Consider the following 23,430-nt stretch of genomic DNA (forward strand, 5'->3'; position numbering starts at 1 on the left):
AAGGAATTAATAGTCTTACTTCTTCATAGCCTCAACTAACTCTAGTTGGTCAATACTTACATTAGTCGTAAACATGCCATAATTAACAACAGCTTTGTTTTTTTCAATTTTATCAATAGTACCAATAGCTCTGCCGTCTTCCATTCTAACACGGTCTCCAATTCTAATTATAGCTTTGGGTTTAGGTTGTTCAATAGCTTTTTTCTTGGCCTCTTTTTTCTTTACTCTAATGACTTCAACTTTCTTTTCAACCTCCTGTTTAACTTGAGTTTCTTTAGCTTTAATTGCTTTTTTCGCTTTCGTGGAAACTTTTTTGCGTTTTGAGTTTTCAATTTGAACCAATTTAAATAATTCACCCATTAACTCACGTTTCTGTTTGTTTTCGAAGTATTTTTCGGCTATATCATTTACTTTTTGTCCTAAGTAAATTAAGCGTTGATTACTGTCATATAATTCTTGATAGCTTTCAAGTTTCTTTTGAATTCTAGTATTGATTTCTTCAAGCTTATCGGCTTCTTCTCCTTTTTTCTTTTCGTTTTGCCTTAAAGATTGTCCTGTTTTTTCAAGTTTAGAGCGTTCTTTTTGAAGTTTAGCAATGGTAGCATCAAAACGCACTTTACTGCGTTCAATTTTCTTCTTTGCTCGGTTTATTAAACTGTATGGGATGCCATTTTTTTGTGCGACTTCAAAAGTAAAGCTACTTCCGGCTTGACCAATAACAAGTTTGAATAACGGTTCTAAAGTACGTTCGTCAAACAGCATATTAGCATTAAGCATATTTGGTAGCTCATTGGCTAATATTTTTAAATTGGAGTAGTGTGTGGTAATAATACCGTAAGCTTCACGATGGTAAAATTCCTCTAAAAACGTTTCTGCCAAAGCACCGCCAAGTTCAGGGTCACTTCCTGTTCCGAATTCATCAATTAAAAAAAGTGTGTTTTTATTACATTTCTTTAAAAAATAATTCATCTGTTTTAAGCGGTAGCTGTAAGTGCTTAAATGATTTTCTATAGATTGATTATCTCCAATATCACTTAAAATTCTATCAAACAAACAAACTTTGCTGCGTTCATGCACCGGAATAAGCATCCCACTTTGAAGCATAGTTTGTAATAACCCAACGGTTTTTAGGGTAATACTCTTTCCGCCAGCATTAGGTCCGGAAATAACTATAATTCGACTATCTTCTTTTAATTCTATAGTTTGTGGAAAGGTGGTTTCTTTCTTTTCTAAATTGTTTAAATACAGTAAAGGATGGTAGGCATCGCGTAATAAGAAGTTTCTATTTTCTGATACTTCAGGAAGTATGGCGTTCATAGAACGGGCATATTTCGCTTTCGCGGAAATCACATCAATATCTATTAAAAAGTCTTGATATTTTTCTAGTAATGGTAAAAACGGACGAATAAAATTAGTGACTTCTTTTAAAATTCGGTTAATTTCTTCGGTTTCCTCAAATTCTAAATTATTAAGCTCTCTAGAGTGTTGAAGTGTAGTTTCTGGTTCTATATAAACAATGCTCCCTGTTTTGCTACTACCCATAATAGAGCCTTTTACCTTACGTCGGTACATAGCTTTAACAGCGAGTACACGTTTGTTTTCTACTACAGATTCGCGAATATCATCTAAATATTCTAAACTGTGGTATTGGTTTAATGCGCTTGAAAAACTGGCGTTAATTTTACCTTTTACTTGGTTTATAGACTGACGTATATCGAAAAGTAGGTTTGAGGCATTGTCTTTAATATCTCCAAAACGATCGACTATACTGTCAATCTTTTCAATAATTATTTTAGTGACTTCTATATGAAATGCACGGTCGTTAAGTGCAGGGTAGTATTCTTTAAACTTTTTTAAATAACTAACGACCTCGTTTGCTGTTAAAGAAATAGAGACTATTTTTTTTAAGCTATGAACTTCTAAATAGGTGTTTTCAATGCGTAATAATTTTAATTCTTTAGCAATTGTGTCAAAACCGTGATTAGGAATTCTGTTATCGTTGTAAAAAGATGATAAATATTCGTTAGTGAGTTTTAAAGCAAAAAGCAACTCTTCCTTAGTGTTGTAAGGTGAAATTTTTAAAGCCTTTTCATTTCCAAGAGGTGTTACACAATGGTCACTTACTTGTTGTAAAACAGTTGGAAATTCTAAATCTTGTAATGTTTTTTCGTGAATGTGTATCATTCTTTTGTTTGAAATCTAAAATAGGAATCGCAAAGTTACATATTCTCTTTGAGATGTGTTGAGGCTGTTAAAGACTTATTAGTAAATAGTTAATTAACAGTTTTGAAAATTTGTTTAACAAAATGCTAACATCTGTGTATTAGATAAGTATGTATATTGAACGCATAAATAAAAACCATCAATCAAACTATTATCAGTTGTTTTTAATTAAGTTCAATCAATGTTATTGGTTGAACTTTTTTATCCATGAATGGTTTCAGATTTTCCGTAATTTTGAATCACTTCAGCTTCAAAATCAATAAGTTCTTGCCAGCGTCTGTCTACATCAACTTCTTTTCCATATTTTCTAGCAAAACCTATAAAAGTTGTGTAATGCCCTGCTTCGCTTATCATCAAATCATGATAGAATTTAGAAAGTTCAGGGTCGTTTATTTCTTTAGATAAAAGTTTGAAACGTTCGCAACTTCTAGCTTCAATCATAGCAGAAAATAACAGCCTGTCAACCATACATTGCACTCTGTTTCCGCCTTTGTTCATGAATTTGTAAAGCTCATTTACATAACTGTCTTTGCGCTCTCTACCTAGCTTGTAGCCCCGTGCTTTAATAATATCATGTACCATTTGAAAATGTTCTAGTTCTTCTTTGGCAAGTGCTAGCAAATCGGTCACTAAATCAGTATGCTCAGAGTTTAGTGTAATAATAGTAATGGCGTTGGTTGCTGCTTTTTGTTCACACCATGCGTGATCGGTCAAAATTTCTTCAATATTCGATTCTACAATATTTACCCAACGCGGGTCGGTTGCTAATTTTAATCCAAGCATGTTTTAATGAATAGTTTGTTGAACAAATGTAATTATAATTTAAAAACTAAAAACAGAAATCATATTAACTAATATAATTCCAGATATTTTTATACTTTCCTAATGATATGTATGTGTTAAGTATAGCTTCATTTTCTTTTGAAGTCAAGCTAGGGTCGTTATGGAGTGTTTTTTTTGCATAATGTCTAGCACTTTGTAAAATGTCGTTATCTTTAATAATATCGGCTATTTTTAAATTTAAAACCCCACTTTGTTGCGTTCCCATGATATCTCCAGGACCTCGTAAACGTAAATCAACTTCGGCAATTTCAAAACCATCATTGGTTCTAACCATAGTTTCTAATCGTGTTTTACTGTCGCTACTTAGTTTGTGGCTAGTCATTAAAATGCAATAGCTTTGTTCGGCACCACGACCTACGCGTCCACGTAATTGATGTAGTTGCGATAATCCAAAGCGTTCGGCACTTTCAATAATCATCACCGAAGCATTTGGCACATTGACGCCAACTTCAATAACCGTAGTGGCTACCATAATTTGAGTTTCCCCTTTGATAAAGCGTTGCATTTCAAACTCTTTATCTGCAGGTTTCATTTTTCCGTGCACAATAGAAATTTGATATTCGGGCATAGGGAAGTCTCTGGAGATACTTTCATAACCATCCATTAAATCTTTATAATCCATGGCAGAGCTTTCTTGAATTAACGGATAAACAATATAAATTTGCCGTCCTTTTGAAATTTCATCACGAATAAATTTAAAAACATTTAGGCGATTATTATCGTATCTGTGAACCGTTTTTATGGACTTTCTTCCTGGTGGTAATTCATCAATTATCGAGATGTCTAAATCACCATAAACAGACATGGCTAAGGTTCTCGGAATTGGTGTTGCAGTCATAACTAAAACATGAGGTGGAATGTGAGCCCCACTAATCTCCCCAGAGGGAAGACTTTCCAAGTAGTTCGTAATATAGCGTAAAACATTATCAATATCACCAATGACTTGTTCGTTAGTAAAGCGTATAACTTTAAAACCAATTTCGTTTAGTATTTGCGTTCGTAAAGCATCTGCCTCTTTTTGTTCTATAGTGTTATGATAACCACCGTCAATTTCAATTATTACATTCTTTTCTAGATTAACAAAGTCAGCTATAAATTCATCAATAATATGTTGTCTTCTAAATTTAAAACCTAGCTTTTTATTCTTTAGACATTCCCATAAAATAGATTCAGATTGTGTGCTGTTTTTTTTGTTTTCAACCTGAAGTTCTTTTAATAATTTATAGGTTGATGGACGCGCAGTCATATATTTTTTGCGAATAGATTTTGCTTCCTCCCAATGGGAGGATTGAGGAGGGCCTTTCTTCCATAATTTACTTCTTTGTGCGACTCCAAATCGGTGTTGTTCATCTATAATTGCAAGCCCTAAATTTTTAAATTTCACTTTGTCTTCAAGAAGAGCATGAGTGCCAATTAGTATTTGTAATTCGCCATTTTCTAAGGCTTCGTGAATTTTTTTTCTTTTTGAAGTTTTTGTTGAACCTGTGAGTATTTCTATTCTGATATTTAGGTTTTTAGACAATTCAAGTAACCCGTTATAGTGCTGGACTGACAAAATTTCAGTCGGCGCCATTAAACAGGCTTGAAAACCGTTGTCAAGTGCTATGAGCATTGACATGAACGCAACTATGGTCTTTCCAGAGCCAACATCACCTTGTAAAAGCCGATTCATTTGCGCATTGCTTCCTAAATCGGCTCGAATTTCTTTTAAAACACGCTTCTGGGCATTGGTTAATTCGAAGGGTAAATAGGTTGAAAAAAAGGTGTTAAAATAGCTGTCTACTTTTTCAAAAGGAAAGCCTTTAATTTTTGATTTATGAATCAGATTTTTTAAAATTAATTGCAATTGAATATAAAATAATTCTTCAAATTTTAACCTGAATTGAGCCCGAGAAAGCAGCTCTAAATTCTTCGGAAAATGAATATTTAGAAGTGCTTCTTTTTTGCTAATTAATTTTAATTCTGAAAGTAAATTATCAGATAATGTTTCAACAAATTTACCTTGGCTTTCAATAAACAATTGTTGCATGATTTTACTCATTACCCGATTGCTGATTCCTTTGTTTGATAATTTTTCCGTAGAAGGGTAAATGGGTTGCATACCAACTCTCAGATTTTTTTCATGATCTGCTAAAAGTTCTAAATCTGGATGTGGCATGTTAAATTTTCCGCTAAACCAATTGGTTTTTCCAAAGGCAACGTATGGCGTATTAATTTTTAAGTTTTCCTTAATCCATTTTTGTCCGCGAAACCAAACCAGTTCCATGGTGCCTGTGTCATCTTGAAAGGTTGCTACTAAACGTTTGCCTCGTTTTTGAGCAACTTCTTTAAACGCTGTTATTTTGCCTATAATTTGTACATCGGCATTGTTACGTTGTAACTGATTGATTTTGTAATAACGTGTACGGTCTATATATCTGTTTGGAAATAAATTTAATAAATCTTGATAGGTGTGAATGCCTAACTCCTTACGAAGTAAATCGGCTCTATTAGGGCCAACACCTTTTAAATAATCTATGGGGGTTTGAAGGTTAACAGACATAAAAGCGAATTTAAGCAATTCAATTAAAATTTTAATATTTAAAAGAAGCCATTAGTTTTTTGTTTTGTTGAATTCATAATATCGGCTTTGATTTTGGGTGTTTTTAATGCAATAAAAGATTTCTTTTTAAAAAATATTGAAAACAATCATTTTTTAGTGAATAATTCTATTTCAATGGTTAAATTTGATTTTTTAAAATCATAATTAAAGCATACTGATTGATGAGAAAGCTCAACGAATTTATTTGGGAAACACATGGTATTCATGCAGGTACAGAACAAGATCATGTAAAGCATGGTATTGATAGGTTAGAAGATATTGTTGATAAGGCTATTGAAGCTGGTAACCCAAGTATTACGTTTATAATTCACTCACCTAGATTAACGAGTTTTCGTTATATAGCAGAACGAGATACTAATGTTAAGTTTATTAGAGGTAATAAATCCTATTTAAATTACCCGAAACGTATTGCTAATCTTCGTGAAAAATACGACGGACAAATTAATATAAAATATGGCGTTGAGTTAGAATGGATGGGACCCGATTTAGGCTTGCAATGGAGTCGATCTAAAATATTTCAGGCAGAAGATGCCGATTATGTGATTGGTTCAGTGCATTTTGCTCCTGAAGGTTTGCCGTATGATGGTTCTAAAGAGGAAGCACTAGAATTGTTGAAAATACGTGGTAGTTTAGAAGCGTATTGGGATGGCTATTTCAATGAAATGATTCAGATGATTGAATGTTTTGGAGATATGATTCAAATTATTGGACATATAGATTTACCAAAATTGAATGTGGATATGCCAGAAGCCTTGGTTAATTTTGAAACGAGTGCACATCCTTTGGCAAATAAATTTAGAACGCTTCTAGAACTTATTGCAGATAGAAATCTGTCTTTAGATGTGAATATGGCTGGTAAGTTTAAAGGGGTTGGTGTGTATCCTGTTCAGAGTGTTTTAAGAAGGGCTAATGAACTTCAAATTCCTGTATGTGTTGGTACCGATACGCATCATGTGCGCTATTACGGATTAAACTATAAAGAAAGTTTAGAATATATTCAGGAAGCTGGTTATGAAAGTTATGTGAGTTATTCAAAATTAATTCCAGAAAACCGAACCATTTTTGACGACCATGAATTAAAAGTAAAATACACGGTTTTAAATAAGGGTATTGAGCTTTTGAACCAGCGATTAGATAGTGACCAACGAAGAGTTATTCCAGATTTTTCTTTTGGAGGTGATTTTTCAGAATTTGTAGATATTTATAAAAACTCAACAGGAATGGGTGATTATAATGCGATTAGAATTAGAAAATGGGGTAAATCTATTACAGTTACTAATGAAATTCCTAAACTGACTACTAAAATAGTAAATGGGTTGTTTTCTGAGCATTTAGATCAGCCAGGTGTTATTTCTTCACTTTTTAATACGTTGGCTTCAGAAGGGATTAATGTTGAAACTGCAAGGTTAAAATCTAATAATGATGGAACAGCGATGGCTTTTTTGTCAATTGATGGCGGAAATGAAAATGTTAAAAGTGCTATAGAGTTTATAAATGGTACAGATGCGGGTCTTTTTAACAATTTAATCTATAAAGAACATGCCGAATTGCCAAATTATTATGGGGAAGGTGTTTATTTATTGGAAATGGATGGTGTTAAATTAAATTTAACATTGAGCGAAAAAGTGATTTTAACGAAGCATCATAATGCGCCTGGAGTACTGTTGATATTATTGTCTGCGTTAGCTTCAAAGCATATTAATATTATAGATTTACGATTAGGGAAATTGAACGACACAGGGTATTCTGCTATAGCTATAGATGGGGATAGTAATGTGATTAAAAATTTATTATCTAAGTTAGGCGATCAATATTATGAAGCGAACTTAATTGAGTTTCATAGTATGTAGTGTCTTGTATTTTGGTTTGAAGTTTGCTATATTAACCATATGAAACTTCCATAACAAGAGTTTGATGTCTAAGGTGATGCCTATTATGGAAGCTACATGTGACCAATAAAAAGTAAATAGTATAGCACATGAAATTTAAGCAAACACTTTTCTTTTTATTTGTAACGTTTTTGGGATTCTCCCAGCAAACAGAGTACGTTGATTTTAAAACGGCAAAAGCAGATATTGTTTTTGGTGATTTAACCCAAAAAGAAGTATCTGGAATAATTTCTTATGAATTTGAAGTTCTAAAAGATGTTGATTCCGTTTTTGTTGATGCTAATAATTTTGATGAAATCAGGTATAGGTTAGATGGGCAATTTGAAGATAGCCTATATAATGGAAAACAACTTATTATAAAACACCCTTTTATAGCTAACAGTAAGTATAAAGTTGAAGTTGTCTGGAAAACTAGACCTAAAAAAGCATTGTACTTTATTGATTGGCTTAACACTTCGGCAAACTCAGGGCAAGTTTGGACTCAAGGACAAGGGAAATACACCAGTAACTGGTTACCATCTATAGATGATATGAATGACAAAATCGAATTTGATTTAAATATCACATTCGATAAAGATTATGACGCTATTGCAAATGGAAAATTAACAAATAAGCAAACAAATGATTCGACAATAACTTGGAGTTACGACATGCAAGCACCAATGTCAAGCTATTTAGTCGCTTTAGTAATTGGGCAATACGGTAAAAAAGTAGAATACTCTAAAAGTGGTATTCCTTTAGAAATGTATTATTATCCAGACGATTCATTAAAATTTGAACCCACATACCGCTACACCAAGCAAATGTTTGATTTTCTTGAAGAAGAAATTGGTGTTCCATATCCGTGGCAAAACTATAAGATGGTACCTGTTAAAGACTTTTTGTATGCAGGGATGGAAAACACAAGTCTTAATATTTATTCAGATGCATCTGTAATTGATTCCATAGCCTTTATTGATAGAAATTTTGTGAATATAAATGCTCACGAGCTTGCGCATCAATGGTTTGGTGATTTGGTAACCGAAACTTCTGGAACGCATCATTGGTTGCAAGAAGGTTTCGCGACGTATTATGCGCTTTTAGCAGAACGTAACATATATGGAAATGATTATTACTATTGGCAACTTTATGAATATGCTCAAGAGTTATTAGAGCAAGATAAGGTAGGTGGAAGTACTTCGCTTTTAAATCCGAAATCTAGTAGTACAACTTTTTATAAAAAAGGAGCTTGGGTATTGCATATGTTACGAGAGCGTATAGGAGATGAAGCTTTTAAAAAGGGTGTTAAGAATTATTTGTTAAATCATCAATTTAAAAATGTTGAAACTAATGATTTTATTAGTGAAGTAGAGAAGGCGAGTGGTGAAAGTTTAGATGACTTTGTTAAATATTGGTTAGAAAATGAAGACTATCTTTATGAAGATTGTATTGAGTCATTAAAGCAGCATTCAAAAGAAATATCGAGAATGTTCGAATTAGATCAAGAATTAATGTTTTCCTCTCATTCGCTTGAATATAGTGTAACTAGGTATTGGGATAAGGCTACTAGTTCGAAAATAAAGGCACATTTGTTTTCTAAAGCTGAAATTAATATTATGCATGATAGTGTTTTTAGGAAAGCATTAAACTCAAATGACATCAAGGTTCGTCAAGTCATTGCAAAATCATTAAACAAAATTCCATCAGAATTAAAAACAGATTACGAATCACTTTTAAATGATAAATCTTACGTAACTATTGAAGTGGCTTTGTTTAATTTATGGAATAATTTTCCCGAAGACAGAAACAAATATCTAAACAAAACAAAAGGGATTTACGGGTTTAATGATAAAAATATACACATACTGTGGCTTACTTTAGCATTATTGACTGATGATTTTGAACCAGAGAACCAAGCAATTTATTTTAAAGAATTAACTGATTATACAAGTCCTAAATACGATTATTCCATTAGGCAAAATGCATTCCAATATTTGTTATGGATAAGCTCTTGTGCAGAGAATTGTGAAGAAAATTTAAAGCAAGCAACAACACATCATTACTGGCAGTTTTCAAAATACGCAAAAGAGATGTTGAAAAACAGATAATTAACTGGTTATGTGTTTTTAGATATAAGGTTAAATTGATTGTCAGTTCGAGTGGTTTTCAATAGAAAATCGTATTGCGAATAGGTTTAAAAGCTAAAGATTTGATTCTAGATATAACTTTTATTTAAAATGACAGGTTTTATTTAAACTACATAATTGAGCATAATTACTTTCTTCGTTCCGTATTCGATGGGTTTCTACAAATTAAGCAATCTGCTAAATAGGTGATGGAAAGTTCGTAAACACCATTGGTTCTGCCAATATTAGTTGTATTCATATCGTATGAAAACCCAAAACGTAATTGTTCGAATTCTAAGCCTACAAAAGCATTTATAGATGTTAGTAAATGACTATTAGTGTCGTTTTTAGCAGGATTTGTAACAGCTGTAGCGCCTAACATTAATTTTTCTAACTTTATAGTAGTACCAATATCTAGTCTATTAAAATCACCTTGTTGCATATAATTAGCAGAGATAAGCATATCGTTTTTATCAAAATAAGGAAATTTATAATTGGCATGTAGTGAATAAAAAATATCTAAGGGTACATTACCATTTTCTACAAATGAAATATTGGGTTTGTTTAAATGTTTAATGGTAGCGCCTAACCACAAATCGGTGTCGTTTCGAGTGTTTTTTTTATCGAAAACAAAGCCAGCAGTAAAGTCTAGAAAAGCAATATTTCTATTAGCATTTAAAGCATAGGGGTCTGATGTGTTTGAACTTATGGTTCCGTTGTTAATATTTATTTGGTCTGATAAAACTAAACCTCTAAAATTAAATGATTTTGTGCCAAAACCGACTTCAATAGCAGGTCTAAAAAACCAATCGTTTGCAAGTTTCACATGATATGAATAGTTTATGTTTCCTTGTAAATGGTTGTAATTGGTGTTGTTTTCGTGCTGATTTAAAATACTAACACCTATACCTCCAATATTTTCAACCCATGTATTAAAAAAAACATATTCAGTATCTACTCTTAAATTTAGACTAGGCCATTGTGTTCTGTGAATTAAACCTAAATATGTAGCATCTTCAAAACCAGAAAAACCAGGATTTATAGTTTCTGGTACTTGAAAATATTGTGTAAAAATAGGGTCTTGAGCGTTTATTTTTAAACAAAAGCAGCTTATAATGATTAGAATTGATATTTTAATTTTCATGTAGTAGATTGCTTTTATTTAATTGATACAAAGGCACCTTCTTTAGTTATGGTTTCTCCATAGAAGGTTTTGGCGGTTAGTGTAAAGTAGTAATTGCCATTTTCGGCATTTGTACCGTTTGTGGTTCCATCCCAACCTTTTAAATTTTCACCCGTTTCAGAATAAATTAAGCTTCCCCAAGTGTTATAAATATTAAGAGTCATATTACTTAATGCAATAGATTCTGGAACGAAATAATCATTTAAGCCATCATTATTAGGAGTGAAGGCATTTGGGGTTATTAGGCTATATCCCTTTTCAATATTAAGCGTAATATCATGTGTGTAAATACAGCCAAAAGGATATGTGACAGTTTGAGTAACAACATAATTACCTTCGCTAACATAGGTATGGATAGGGCTTTCTTCACTTGAGAAATTGCCATCACCAAAATCCCAAGATATAGAAATATAATCCCCAATGGATGTATTTATAAACTGAATAGGGTCTGATTTTGAGTAAAAGCCATAAGTGTTAAATATAGAAGCGTTTATATTGAAAGTGGCATCTCCTAATACAGGTACGTTTACATTTAAGGAATAGTTAGTACTGCATCCATAACTATCCACAACGTCTAAAATAACTAACCCATTTTGCGTGGTGTTCATAAATTGATTATTATTTCCAGAAATAGTTCCACTAGACCAACTTAATTGATATGGGGGAACACCACCACTTATTTTAGCTTCAAACGTTTGGTTAACATACCGTGTTTCGCAATCAAATTCTGTTACAGTTTCAACATTAGCGGTTAATGGTTCAAATCTATTGATAGTCCAGCTTTCAGAAATCTTACAATTATTAGCATCTGTAATAGTTACAGAGTAATCTCCTGGAGGAATATTGGTTAAATCTTCAGTAGTATCTCCATTAGACCAGGAATAGCTATGTGGTAACGTACCGCCAGTAACAATAAGGTTAATAGCACCGCTATTAGCATCCTCACAATCTAAAGCATCTATTGTGTTTGCAGACAAGGATAAAGCATCAGGTTCAGTAATAGTAAATGTTTCGGTTATTTCACAAGGTGTGCCATCGGTAATCGTAACGGTGTATATGCCAGGGCTAATATTATTTCGCTCTATCCCAGCAGTAGCATCGTCATCCCAAACAAGGTTGATAGGATCAATACCGCCTTCTAAATTTAGTATAATACGCGCATCATTTTCGCCAAAGCAAGATACTTGAGTAATATCTGGTGTTATTCTGAATAAAGGTGCTTCATCAATAACAATTACAGCTTGCTTTTCACAATTTGTATCATCAGTTACAGTAATGATATAAGTTCCTGCCGATAGATTGTTTTGAATCATTCCTGAACCTAAATTACTCCATGCGATAGCGTAAGATGGATTTCCGCCAGTAATTGAATTAATTGTAATAGAGGCATTGTTGTCTCCATAACATTCAATTTCAGTAGATGTATAATCTATTATAATTTCATCGGTTTGATTTAAAACGACTTCAAGTGTATCTGTACAATTCGATTTGTCGGTAACTATTAAATTGTAAGTTCCAGCAATTAAACCAGATAAATTTTGAAGACTACTTGTAAAACCGTTTGGTCCTGTCCAAGAATATGAATAATCAAAGACACCTGGATTTATTTCAATTGGTCTACCGCCAACGGTATTAATGTTAATTTCTCCTGTAGCATCTCCAAAACAAATAATATCTGTTTGATTGATTAAGCTAGTATCTAATAACAGTGGTTCAATAATTTCAAAACTTTTAACAATTGGACTGCAATTATTAGCGTCAATGACAGTAACTTCATAATCTCCTGGAGCAAGATTCGTTAAATCTTCAGATTTATTATAAGGATTACCGTTTAGTGTCCAATTATAAGTGTATGGCATTGTTCCTCCAGAAATATCAATACCAATGCTACCGTTATTAGCGCCAAAACAAGATATAGTTTCAGGGTCAAAATCAATATTGCTAAATACTAATTCGTCAGGTTCGGTTATTGTAAATGTGTTTTTATATGGGCAACCGCCATCATCGGTGATTGTTATTTCATAATTACCAGGTTCTAAATTAGAAATATCTTCATTACTGTTAGTATAACCATTTGGCCTTGTCCATGAAATTTGATACGGATTTCCTGTAGTAAATGGAACGCCACCAGTAATAGATATTTCAATAGAACCAGTATTCGATAAATAGCAACTACTATGTGTTATGTTTTCTATTACACTAATAGAAGGATTAACGGTTATTGTAATTGAGAAATCAGTGCCTGTACAAATACCTGAAACAGGAGTAACGGTATAGGATACTGTGGCTGGATTTGTAGTGGTGTTTGTTAAAGTTTGACTAATACTGGTTTGTGGCGTTGTTTCGCTTGAAGCACCAGTTATTGTTCCTGAAGGATTGATTACAGGGTTTGTCAAAATGTATGTTGTACCAGCTGGTGCAACATCACCATTTGAAGCATTGGGAGGAATATCAAATGTGATGCCACTACAAATAGTTTCTGTTTTAGTACTGATGTTAGGTGTTTGATTTACTGTGTTTTCAGCAACTTGCGAGGTGATTTCGGTACAACCACCAGATGAAAATGTAATGACGGCATAATAATATACAGTACCAACAGTTCCCGAAGGCGGTGTGTAATTTGTATTTACAGCACCTGTTATTGCGGTTCCAGTAAAATTGTCATTTACAGCATTAGAATACCATTGATACTTTGGTGTGCCAACGCCATTTGAATAAGATACTGAAAGCGTATTGAATGTTTCGCCTAAGCAAATAGTCTCTGAAATAGGTTGCATAGTAAATGAAGGAGCGGCATTAATATTAACTTTTGAAGTATTACTAATTATACTACAACCTGCACCTGGTTGGGTTATTTCAACATAGTAATAAAGTGTTCCTATGGCAATTGTTGGTGGTGTAAAAATATTATTTGTTTCATTTGGGATTAGTGTACCGCCAGAATTTGTATTTGTAGAATTGCTGTACCATTGATAATTATAAATAGTGCCTAAACCTCCAGAAGCGATTACCTCTAAATCTTGAGGCGTAATGCCTTGACAAAGCGTTTGTGTTGTTAATGGTTGTGTTGTAATTGTGGGATCGTCTACAACTATTATTTCTGCTACATCACTAATTACATCTACACAACCGCTTCCGTTTGGTGAGATTACAACATAGTAATAATAACTACCAGAAGTGTTAAAAGTAGGAGGCGTGTAGTCTATATTATTAGCTCCAGTTATAGCAGTTCCTCCGGTATACGTATTAGTAGTATTGCTATACCATTGGTAAGACATAATACCTGTACCACCAGAATGTGTTACAGAAAGCACAGATGGAATATCGCCACCATTACAAATAGTTTGTGATGGTATAGGATTTGTGTCAATTTGAATACCGTCAACAATTTCAATTCTAGCTGTGTTGGTTGTAATTTCGTTACAACCTACTCCAGATGTAAAAGATACAATGCAATAATAAAAAGTAACACCAACAGGTGTGTTTGGAGGTATATACGTTGAAGCTGTTTCATTAGTAATTAATGTGCCAGTTGAATTATCATCAACAATATTACTGTACCATTGGTAACTTGGTGTTCCTGGACCATTAACGGTAACAGACAATGGAGTTATTGCGCCATTGACACAAATGGTTTCAGGTTGTGGTTGACTTGTAAATGATGGAGCAGGATCTACTGTGATTATAAGGTTTACGCTAGTTCCATCACAACCTCCTACAGATGGTGTGATAGTATAGGTAACATCTTCTGAAGTTGTATTAGAATTAAAAATAGTTTGCACAGGAATTGTATCGGTATTTCCCGAAGCATCAAAACCAGTAACTCCTGAGGGCGCAGTAGCTGTCCATGAGTAAGTTGTATTTGTGATGTCTGAGGTTAAAATTACTTCAGCAGTATCCGTTCCTGAGCAAATGGTTTGTGTTAAATTGGTATTTGTGATATTTGGAATAGGATTTACTATAAAATCTTCAGTATCTGTAGCCGTTCCGCAACTATTTGTTATGCTAAATGATACTTGATAACTACCAGGTGTAGCATAAGTTATTGTTCCAGGATCTAAAGTAGTTGCTGTTGCTGGATTTCCTCCAGGGAAACTCCAACTATATGTTAAAGTTTCTGAATTAGGTGCGCAAGAAGCTATAGTAGCAACAGGATTTATAGAAACAGAACCACAAGTGTCAGGAATGGCATTAATTGTTGCTGTTGGAGGTTGCTTAACTTCTATGGTTTGAGAGACACTATTAGTGCCACAAGAGTTGGTAGTAATTAAAGTTACTGTATAAGTGCCAGCAGTAACAAAATTTATTGAAGGAGATGCAGAATTTTCATCTGTGCTATTTGTGAAGCTCCAGGTTTCAGGACTTGTTCCGCAAAAATTAGAAATGTAAGTTACTTGCCAAAGGTGGGTTTCGCCACCACAACTGTCGGTTAAGTCAGTTGTGTTTGTTGTTTGTACTGCAAGTGGAGCGCACCCGCTATTGGTGTCTAATGTAAACGTTGGTATTAATTCTGGTTCAATACAAATGGTTTTGGTTATACTATCACTCCCGCATCTATTTCCTGTTTTTAGTGTAACAGTATAAGTGCCTGCTGTTGTAAAATTCAGGCAAAGGTCATCACTACCAGATAACCATGAGTTGCCGTCTGCTAATCCAAAATCATTTCCTAAAGAGCCTTGACTTATATTATATCCTGAATTTGGTAAAACTTCCCATATGATATTCGGACTTGTATCACATACGCTTCCGCTTCCAAGGTTTTCTTCACCAATAGACATGTTGCTAAAACAAGTATTGGTATTTGTACAACTAGTATCTGGACTTGAAAACTCAGCTTCTGGAGAGATTGAAACATAAATGGGAACTACACCAACGGATGATGAGCTGCAAGGGTTTGATGCCACTATATTAGCAGAAAAGGAGTTTTCGTAAGAATTACTGCCATCGGAGCTAGTAGTATTACACGAAGATGAAGAAAAAGTATGTGTAATATCTGATGGTGGAGGATGATTAAATACTTGAGGAGTTGAACCATCATTAAACGTTACAGTATAAGTAGTTCCTGGAGGATTGTTTTCTGTTCCAGTAATGGGAAATGTAAGTGAACGTGAATTACAGATGTCAGTATTTCCAGGGTTGCCTAATGATACAGCTGGATTGGAACCAACAAATACGGTATAGTTCGTTGTGGTATTACATCCATTACTGCCTTCAATTGTATAAATAAGGTTATATATACCAACTGCGTAGCTATGTGTAGTTGTACTCCAATTCGATTGAATAAAATTTGTTGTACCGTCTCCCCAATTAATGGAATAATTTGTGTTTAATGAAGAAGGGGTAGTAGATGTATTTGTGAAAGTAAAAGTTGATGTTGTATTACTACATTGTTTGAAAACTGGTCTTCCTTCAAAAGTAGTTCCAGAACCAGTCCCGCCTAAACTACCATCAGGAGAATTAATTATAGTTATTGTAGCATTTCCTGATACATTTTCAATGTCATTTTTATCATCTTCCACAGATATTAAATTATAGGTAAATATATCAGCAATGCTAGTATTTACCGTTATTGAAACAGATGCATTATTTTCAGAAGTACTTATGGTTTGGTCGTCCCCTCCATTTATGTTATAGGTAAAAGTATAAGGCGCATCGCCGCCAGAGCCAGTAAATGTTATTTTTGGAGCTGGATTTTCATCTTTACAAACTTGTGTTGTACCAGAAATTGTTGCTGTAGGTGGTGGGGCATTATCTAAATTTAATATAGAATAACTTCGCGTTTTTGTGTGCTCTTTTTTAGTGTCAATTTTATTTAAGGCAAAAATTGAAACACTAATTATAAAAAAAGATAATATGGTAAGAAAAGAAACCTTCCTCATGTAGTGTAATTATATTAATAGTTGTCACTAAAATATATATTCTTTTTAAGGCAAGAGCATTCTAAAACGATTTAAATTCTTAAATTTATGTAAAACACCAAGTATTGGGGTTAAAAGGTAATAATAATGAATAACCTTATTAAGTCTTTTAATTTTTTCATGTTCTATGGCTAGTTGATTATATTTACAAATAAAAACTTTTGGTTTGAAAGCATTAGTAATTTCAGGAGGTGGTAGTAAAGGTGCTTTTGCAGGTGGCGTTGCTCAATATCTTATAGAGGATTTGAAACGGCAATATCAATTATTTATTGGTACTTCTACAGGTAGTTTGCTCGTGTCTCATTTAGCCTTAAATAAAATTGATAAAATAAAATCGGTTTACACCAATGTTTCTAATGAAAGTATTTTTAATGTTTGTCCTTTTGTAATTAAGAAAAGGCATGGTACTCAAAATATCGGCATTAGGCATTTAGCTGTTGTTTTAAATTTTATTAGAGGAAGTAAGACCTTTGGAGAAAGTTATAATTTAAGAAGCTTGATTAAAAAAACATTGTTAGAAGAGGAGTTTTTAGAATTAAAAAATTCCGACTTAGATATTGTTGTTACTGTTTCTAATATATCGCTTAATCAAGTTGAGTATAAATCCATAAAAGACTTTAGCTACAAGGCGTTTATTGATTGGATTTGGGTGTCTTGTAATTACACACCATTTATGTCTCTAGTTAAAATAAACGGCTGTGAATATGCAGATGGCGGCATGGGTAACATGGTGCCTATTGAGGAGGCTATTAAGCGAGGAGCTACAGAGGTTGATGTGATTATTTTACAAACCGAAGTTAGTCAATTAAATAGAATGTCTTCTAGAAATCCCTTTTCATTAATTACCAATATTTTTGCATTTATGTTAGATAGAATAGAGTCTCAAAATATCAAAATTGGTAAATTCGTTGCATCACACCATGATACTATTATTAACTTTTATTATGCGCCTACTATCTTAACAACTAATTCATTGATATTTGATAAAGAGAAAATGACAGAATGGTGGCAGGGTGGTTTTAATTTTGCTAAATTTAAAAATCAAGAAATTAGTCAATTAGAAGATTAGTCTATGAAAGCATTAGTAATTTCAGGAGGTGGTAGTAAAGGAGCATATGCAGGGGGTGTTGCCCAATATTTAATGCAAGAAAAAGGTAATGATTACGATATGTTTTTAGGAACCTCTACTGGGAGCTTACTTGTACCACATTTGGCGGCTGGAAAGATTGATAAAATTCAGCAGGTATTTACAAATGTCAATCAGTACAATATATTTAGTGTCAATCCTTTTGTGATACGTAAAAAAGGAGATCGGGAGTATGTGTCAATAGATTTTTTAAATTCACTTTGGCAATTTATTAAAATGAAGCGCACTTTTGGAGAAAGTAAAGCGCTAAGACGTTACATAAAAAAACATTTTACAATTGAAGAGTATAATTTAATAAAAACGACAAAGCATGATGTTGTCGTTACAGTTTCTAATTTGTCAAAGAACAGAGTAGAGTATAAGTCAATTAAAGACTTTAGCTATGATGAGTTTTGCGATTGGATTTGGATTTCATGTAATTACATTCCTTTTATGTCTTTGGTTAAGAAGAATGAATTTGAATATGCTGATGGTGGATTAGGCTGTGTGGTGCCAATTCGTGAAGCTATATTAAGAGGTGCAACAGAAATTGATGCCATCGTTTTAGAATCTGAAACTATGGAGTATAATAAGGTTTTGGGAAAGAACCCATTTTCATTAATGATTAATTTGTTTGGGCATTTATTAGATCAAGTTGAAAGAAACGATATTACTATAGGAAAGCTAGCGGCTAAAAATAATAATGTAAAACTTAATTTATACTACACACCATCAAAACTTACAGAAAACTCTTTGATTTTTAATAAAAAACTAATGACTTCTTGGTGGGAACAAGGCTATAATAATGCTAGAAAAAAATATGAGCAAGCAAGATTTAACGAACTTAAAATAGATTAAGTTACCACATCTCAGAAACCTCGTCTTTTATAAAAGATAAAGCGGCATCACTAGGTGAGTGTCGTTCCATCATTTCTGTTAAAACAACTTCTCTAAGTTTATTCGCAGTATCTGTTTTATCAGATAAACTTGCTTTTCTAATTAATTGAATCGTAGCATTTTTAGCAGTAGTTATGATGTTCCAGCATCTTTCGCTAACATAGATTTGTTGCGATAAATTATGTTCGAATTCCTGTTCAATACTTTGTGTAAGTAAGTTAACATAATCCTCTTTATTTGAAGATATTGGTTGTATTCTAATAAGTAGTTTTGAAGGAGATAAGCGTTCTAAAAATAAGGCCATGCGTTCATAGGCTTGTAGACGTAAGGGCATAGCATTTACTTGCATATCTTTTTTTAATAAAAAACGTCTTCTGCCATCTTCATTTTTGGTATGTTCTTTAAAAAAATAATAGGCTATAATTCCTGTTATTAATGAAGGAATTGCAAAAAGAAAGAGGTCAATTATTCTTTGGGTATCCATAATAGGTATAATTTGGTTAAGTAAGTGTCTCTAAAAAAGCTGTTTTTTATTAAGATTTTCATTTAATAATTGATGTATACTGCAAACTGCGACGGTCAACTAATTTTTACCTCCCAAATATAAACAATCTTTTAAGTTTTGCATAGATTTAAAAGGGACTACTGTTTTTTCATACATGTAAGTTCTATTTAATTCTTTAGAGAGGTTATGGTCGTCTACATTAATTTCAATATCACTCATTTTAAACTGACACGGATGTTCATAACCAGCAGCATGCGTAATTTCTATAAGCTCTTTTCTAAATGTTTTAAAGTATTGTGCTAAGCGTTCCGATTTTAATGTAGGATCAATGCCATTTTGCAGCCATTTGCTTTGCGTGGCAACACCACTAGGGCAACAGTTTGTGTGACATATTTGAGCTTGGATACAGCCAATACTCATCATGGCTTCGCGGGCTACATTAACACAATCTGCTCCCATAGCAAAGGCCATTGCTGCTTTGGCAGGAAAACCAAGTTTACTACTGCCAATAAACACGATGCGTTCAGATAATCCTTTGTTTTTAAATAATCTATATAAATCGCTAAACCCATAAACCCAAGGCAAACTTACATGATCTGCAAAACTTGGTGGTGCAGCTCCAGTTCCGCCTTCGCCACCATCAACGGTTATAAAATCGGGACCGCTATTGGTTTTAAGCATAATATCTGCTAGTTCTTCCCATTGGTCAAGTTTACCAATAGCAGCTTTAATGCCAACGGGTAATCCCGTTGCTTTAGCTATTTCTTCAATAAAATAAACCATTTCAGAAACGTTTGAAAATGCTGAATGATTAGGAGGTGATAATACATCTTTGCCAATTTCAACACCTCTAATTTCGGCAATTTCTTTAGTTATTTTTGCTGCAGGTAATACACCGCCTTTTCCAGGTTTAGCACCTTGAGACAACTTCACTTCTATGGCTTTTATAAACGGGTTTTCTTCAACTAATTTTATTAATTTATCCATTGAAAAACCACCGTCTTTAGCGCGAACTCCAAAATACCCCGTCCCCATATGAAAAATAACATCGCCACCATGGCTGTGATAAGGCGATAATCCGCCTTCGCCTGTATTGTGGTAAGCACCAGCCAATTTAACACCTTTGTTTAAAGACTCTATGGCTTTTGCAGAAAGTGATCCAAAGCTCATGGCCGATACATTAATAATAGAAGCTGGTCTAAATGGCTTTTTACGTTTATTAAATTCACCCATAACTTTGGCACAGGGTAAAAATGTTTTATCAATTTTATTTGGATGATTTTCAGGTAGTTTATAAGGTATCATGGCATTATTTATAAACACATGTTGATGCGCATAAATATCTCTATCGGTTCCAAAACCCTCATAATTGTTTTCTTTTTTAGCTGAAGCGTAAATCCAACTTCGTTCTATGCGGTTAAAAGGCAATTCTTCTCTATTGTTTGCTACAAAATATTGGCGCATTTCAGGTCCAATACTTTCTAGCCAGTAACGTAAATGTCCAACTATGGGATAATTATGACTAATAGTGTGTGATTTTTGAAAAAAGACATCACGCAAACCTACAACAGCTAAAGCGATTAAAACCCAACCCCACCAAGTAATATTTGATAAAAAATCGAACATAAAATTCTTGAATTTTTAAAATTGAATGCTAAAGATATTTAAATTTTAGTAAAGCTAAAGCTATAAGTTAATTGTTTATAATTATTAATAATTACATGTCGTTAAACGCAATACAATGGTTATTTTTATCCTTTAAAAATTGAAATTAGTTTGGAGGAATATTTAAGTCAGTTAAACGAAGCGCAATTGGAGCCTACTTTGCAAAAAGACGGCCCTATGATTATTATTGCGGGTGCAGGATCGGGTAAAACACGTGTGTTAACATATAGAATTGCCTATTTAATGAGTCAGGGTGTTGATGCGTTTAACATATTATCATTAACATTTACCAATAAAGCAGCACGCGAAATGAAAGAGCGTATTGCGAAAATAGTTGGAACAAGCGAAGCCAAAAATCTGTGGATGGGTACATTTCACTCGGTATTTGCTAAAATTTTACGTTTTGAAGGCCATCATTTAGGGTTTCCTAGTAATTTTACTATTTATGATACTCAAGATTCTCAAAAACTTATGGGGTCTATCATTAAAGAACTGGGCTTGGATAAGGATATTTACAAAACCAAGCAGGTATATAGTAGAATTTCGTCTTATAAAAACAGTTTAATTACTGTAAAAGCATATATGAATAACCCTGAATTGAAAGAGGCAGACGCGATGACACGTCGTCCTAGAATGGGAGAGATTTATGCAGAATATGTAGACCGTTGTTTTAAGGCGGGTGCTATGGACTTTGATGATTTGTTATTAAGAACGAATGAATTGCTTACCCGTTTCCCTAGTGTTTTAGCTCAATATCAAGATCGATTTAGATATATTTTAGTCGATGAGTATCAAGATACAAACCACAGTCAGTATTTAATTGTTCGCGCTTTAGCCGATCGTTTTCAAAATATTTGTGTAGTAGGAGATGATGCGCAGAGTATTTATGCTTTCCGTGGCGCCAATATTAATAATATCTTAAATTTCCAGAAAGATTATGACGATGTGAAGCTTTTTAGATTAGAACAAAATTACCGTTCTACTAAAAACATTGTAGGTGCAGCAAATTCTGTTATAGAACATAATAAAACCAAGTTAGATAAAGTGGTTTGGACTGCTAATGAAGAAGGTCCGAAAGTAAAAATACACCGTTCTTTAACTGATGGAGATGAAGGTAGATATGTAGCAAGCACTATTTGGGATGCTAAAATGCAAAATCAATTGAGTAATAGCGAGTTTGCTATTTTATATCGTACCAATGCACAATCACGTGCTATGGAAGATGCTTTAAGAAAACGAGATATTCCTTATAGAATTTATGGTGGTTTAAGTTTTTATCAGAGAAAGGAAATTAAAGATGTTATTTCTTATTTGCGATTAATTTTAAATCCAGCAGATGAAGAAGCTTTAAAACGGGTTATAAATTATCCGGCAAGAGGTATAGGGCAAACCACAATTGACAGGTTAGTAGTTGCAGCAAATGGTTACAAAAGAACGATTTTTGAAGTCCTTAAGAATATAGATAAAGTAGATATTAACATTAATAGTGGAGCTAAAAATAAACTAAAAGATTTTGTTACTTTAATTGAAAGTTTTCAGGTAATGAACCAAACGGCAACTGCGTTTGAATTAGCAGAGCATGTTGTTAAAGCCACTGGTTTATTACGAGAAATTAATAAAGAAGGCACTCCAGAAGGCGTTACACGATTAGAAAACGTTGAAGAAATGCTTAATGGTATTAAAGATTTTGTTGAAGGTCAACAAGAAATAGCCGATACCACAGGTAATTTAGCTGAGTTTTTAGAAGATGTTGCTTTAGCAACAGATTTAGATAACGAAAAAGGAGATGAAGATGCTGTGGCATTAATGACCATTCACTTAGCAAAAGGTTTGGAGTTTAATCATGTATTTGTAGTTGGTTTAGAAGAAGATTTGTTTCCTAGTGCTATGAGTATGAATACACGTAGTGAGCTTGAAGAAGAGCGTCGTTTATTTTATGTCGCTTTAACTAGAGCTGAAAACCAAGCGTATTTAACGTATGCCTTATCGCGTTATCGTTGGGGTAAATTGGTAGATTCTGAGCCTAGCCGTTTTATTGAAGAAATAGACGAGCAGTTTGTAGACAATGTAACACCAAAACTTGAAAGACGCATAAACCCGATGTTGTCTGCCGATATTTTTGGAGATGTAGAACCTAATAAAATTAGATATAAACCAGCAAAACAAGCGGTTTTAAAAAAGCCTACGAAATCTATTAAGCAAGAGCAAACGAAGTTTCAAGTAACCACACCTAAAAATTTAAAACGTGTTAGTGCTACAGATGAAAGTAATAACTCAAATTTATTTGATGATACACTAACTGTTGGGAATCTTGTAAAACATATTCGTTTTGGAACTGGTGAAGTTTTAAAGATAGAAGGCAAAGGAGCCGATATTAAAGCCGAAATCAGTTTTCAGCATGGTGGCGTAAAGAAATTACTGTTGCGTTTTGCTAAGTTGGAAGTTATTGGGTAAATTAGTTAGAAGTTAGAAGA

Annotated in this window: 12 protein-coding genes; 5 read left to right on the forward strand and 7 right to left on the reverse strand. The window is 33.4% G+C overall.

Annotated elements, in window-relative coordinates; genetic code table 11:
- Positions 1–15: 15 nt before the first annotated feature.
- The 3 genes from RHP49_14715 to RHP49_14725 all read right to left on the reverse strand — a co-directional run bounded on the left by RHP49_14715 (position 16) and on the right by RHP49_14725 (position 5,608).
- A complete protein-coding gene (locus RHP49_14715; protein ID WNH12134.1) occupies positions 16–2,184 on the reverse strand; it encodes a DNA mismatch repair protein MutS in 2,169 nt (722 codons plus the stop codon).
- Positions 2,185–2,424: 240 nt separating this feature from the next.
- Entirely contained in the window at positions 2,425–3,006 is a 582-nt protein-coding gene (locus tag RHP49_14720) for a tRNA-(ms[2]io[6]A)-hydroxylase (protein WNH12135.1), read from the reverse strand.
- Between the two features lie 64 nt (positions 3,007–3,070).
- Entirely contained in the window at positions 3,071–5,608 is a 2,538-nt protein-coding gene (locus RHP49_14725; GenBank protein ID WNH12136.1) for a DUF559 domain-containing protein, read from the reverse strand.
- A 221-nt stretch (positions 5,609–5,829) separates the two neighbouring features.
- On the opposite strand from RHP49_14725, the gene RHP49_14730 reads away from it, so the two are divergent.
- A complete protein-coding gene (locus RHP49_14730; protein ID WNH12137.1) occupies positions 5,830–7,518 on the forward strand; it encodes a histidinol-phosphatase HisJ family protein in 1,689 nt (562 codons plus the stop codon).
- Positions 7,519–7,646: 128 nt separating this feature from the next.
- Entirely contained in the window at positions 7,647–9,644 is a 1,998-nt protein-coding gene (locus RHP49_14735; protein ID WNH12138.1) for a M1 family metallopeptidase, read from the forward strand.
- A gap of 166 nt (positions 9,645–9,810) precedes the next feature.
- Here RHP49_14735 and RHP49_14740 read toward each other — a convergent pair whose 3' ends face one another.
- Positions 9,811–10,806, reverse strand: coding sequence for a PorP/SprF family type IX secretion system membrane protein (locus tag RHP49_14740; protein ID WNH12139.1), 996 nt, complete (start codon positions 10,804–10,806; stop codon positions 9,811–9,813).
- A gap of 14 nt (positions 10,807–10,820) precedes the next feature.
- On the reverse strand, positions 10,821–16,724 hold the full coding sequence (locus RHP49_14745; protein ID WNH12140.1) for a PKD domain-containing protein: 5,904 nt from the start codon (positions 16,722–16,724) through the stop codon (positions 10,821–10,823).
- Between the two features lie 205 nt (positions 16,725–16,929).
- Here RHP49_14745 and RHP49_14750 point away from each other — a divergent pair, with 205 nt between their 5' ends.
- Both RHP49_14750 and RHP49_14755 read left to right on the forward strand, forming a co-directional pair.
- The gene (locus RHP49_14750; protein ID WNH12141.1) at positions 16,930–17,832 is read left to right on the forward strand and encodes a patatin-like phospholipase family protein; all 903 of its coding nucleotides are present in this window, start codon (positions 16,930–16,932) and stop codon (positions 17,830–17,832) included.
- Between the two features lie 3 nt (positions 17,833–17,835).
- Complete coding sequence (locus RHP49_14755) at positions 17,836–18,747, forward strand: patatin-like phospholipase family protein (protein ID WNH12142.1); 912 nt, start codon at positions 17,836–17,838, stop codon at positions 18,745–18,747.
- 1 nt (position 18,748) lies between these two features.
- Here the strand turns inward: RHP49_14755 and RHP49_14760 are convergent, their stop codons facing one another.
- A complete protein-coding gene (locus RHP49_14760; protein ID WNH12143.1) occupies positions 18,749–19,270 on the reverse strand; it encodes a hypothetical protein in 522 nt (173 codons plus the stop codon).
- Between the two features lie 99 nt (positions 19,271–19,369).
- On the reverse strand, positions 19,370–20,917 hold the full coding sequence (locus RHP49_14765; GenBank protein WNH12144.1) for an FMN-binding glutamate synthase family protein: 1,548 nt from the start codon (positions 20,915–20,917) through the stop codon (positions 19,370–19,372).
- A gap of 150 nt (positions 20,918–21,067) precedes the next feature.
- Between RHP49_14765 and RHP49_14770 the strand changes: the two genes are divergently transcribed.
- Positions 21,068–23,410, forward strand: a complete 2,343-nt coding sequence (locus tag RHP49_14770) for a 3'-5' exonuclease (GenBank protein WNH12145.1) — start codon at positions 21,068–21,070, stop codon at positions 23,408–23,410.
- The last annotated feature ends 20 nt before the right edge of the window (positions 23,411–23,430 follow it).

Source organism: Flavobacteriaceae bacterium HL-DH10 (assembly GCA_031826515.1).
Classification (GTDB): Bacteria; Bacteroidota; Bacteroidia; order Flavobacteriales; family Flavobacteriaceae; genus Thalassobellus; species Thalassobellus suaedae.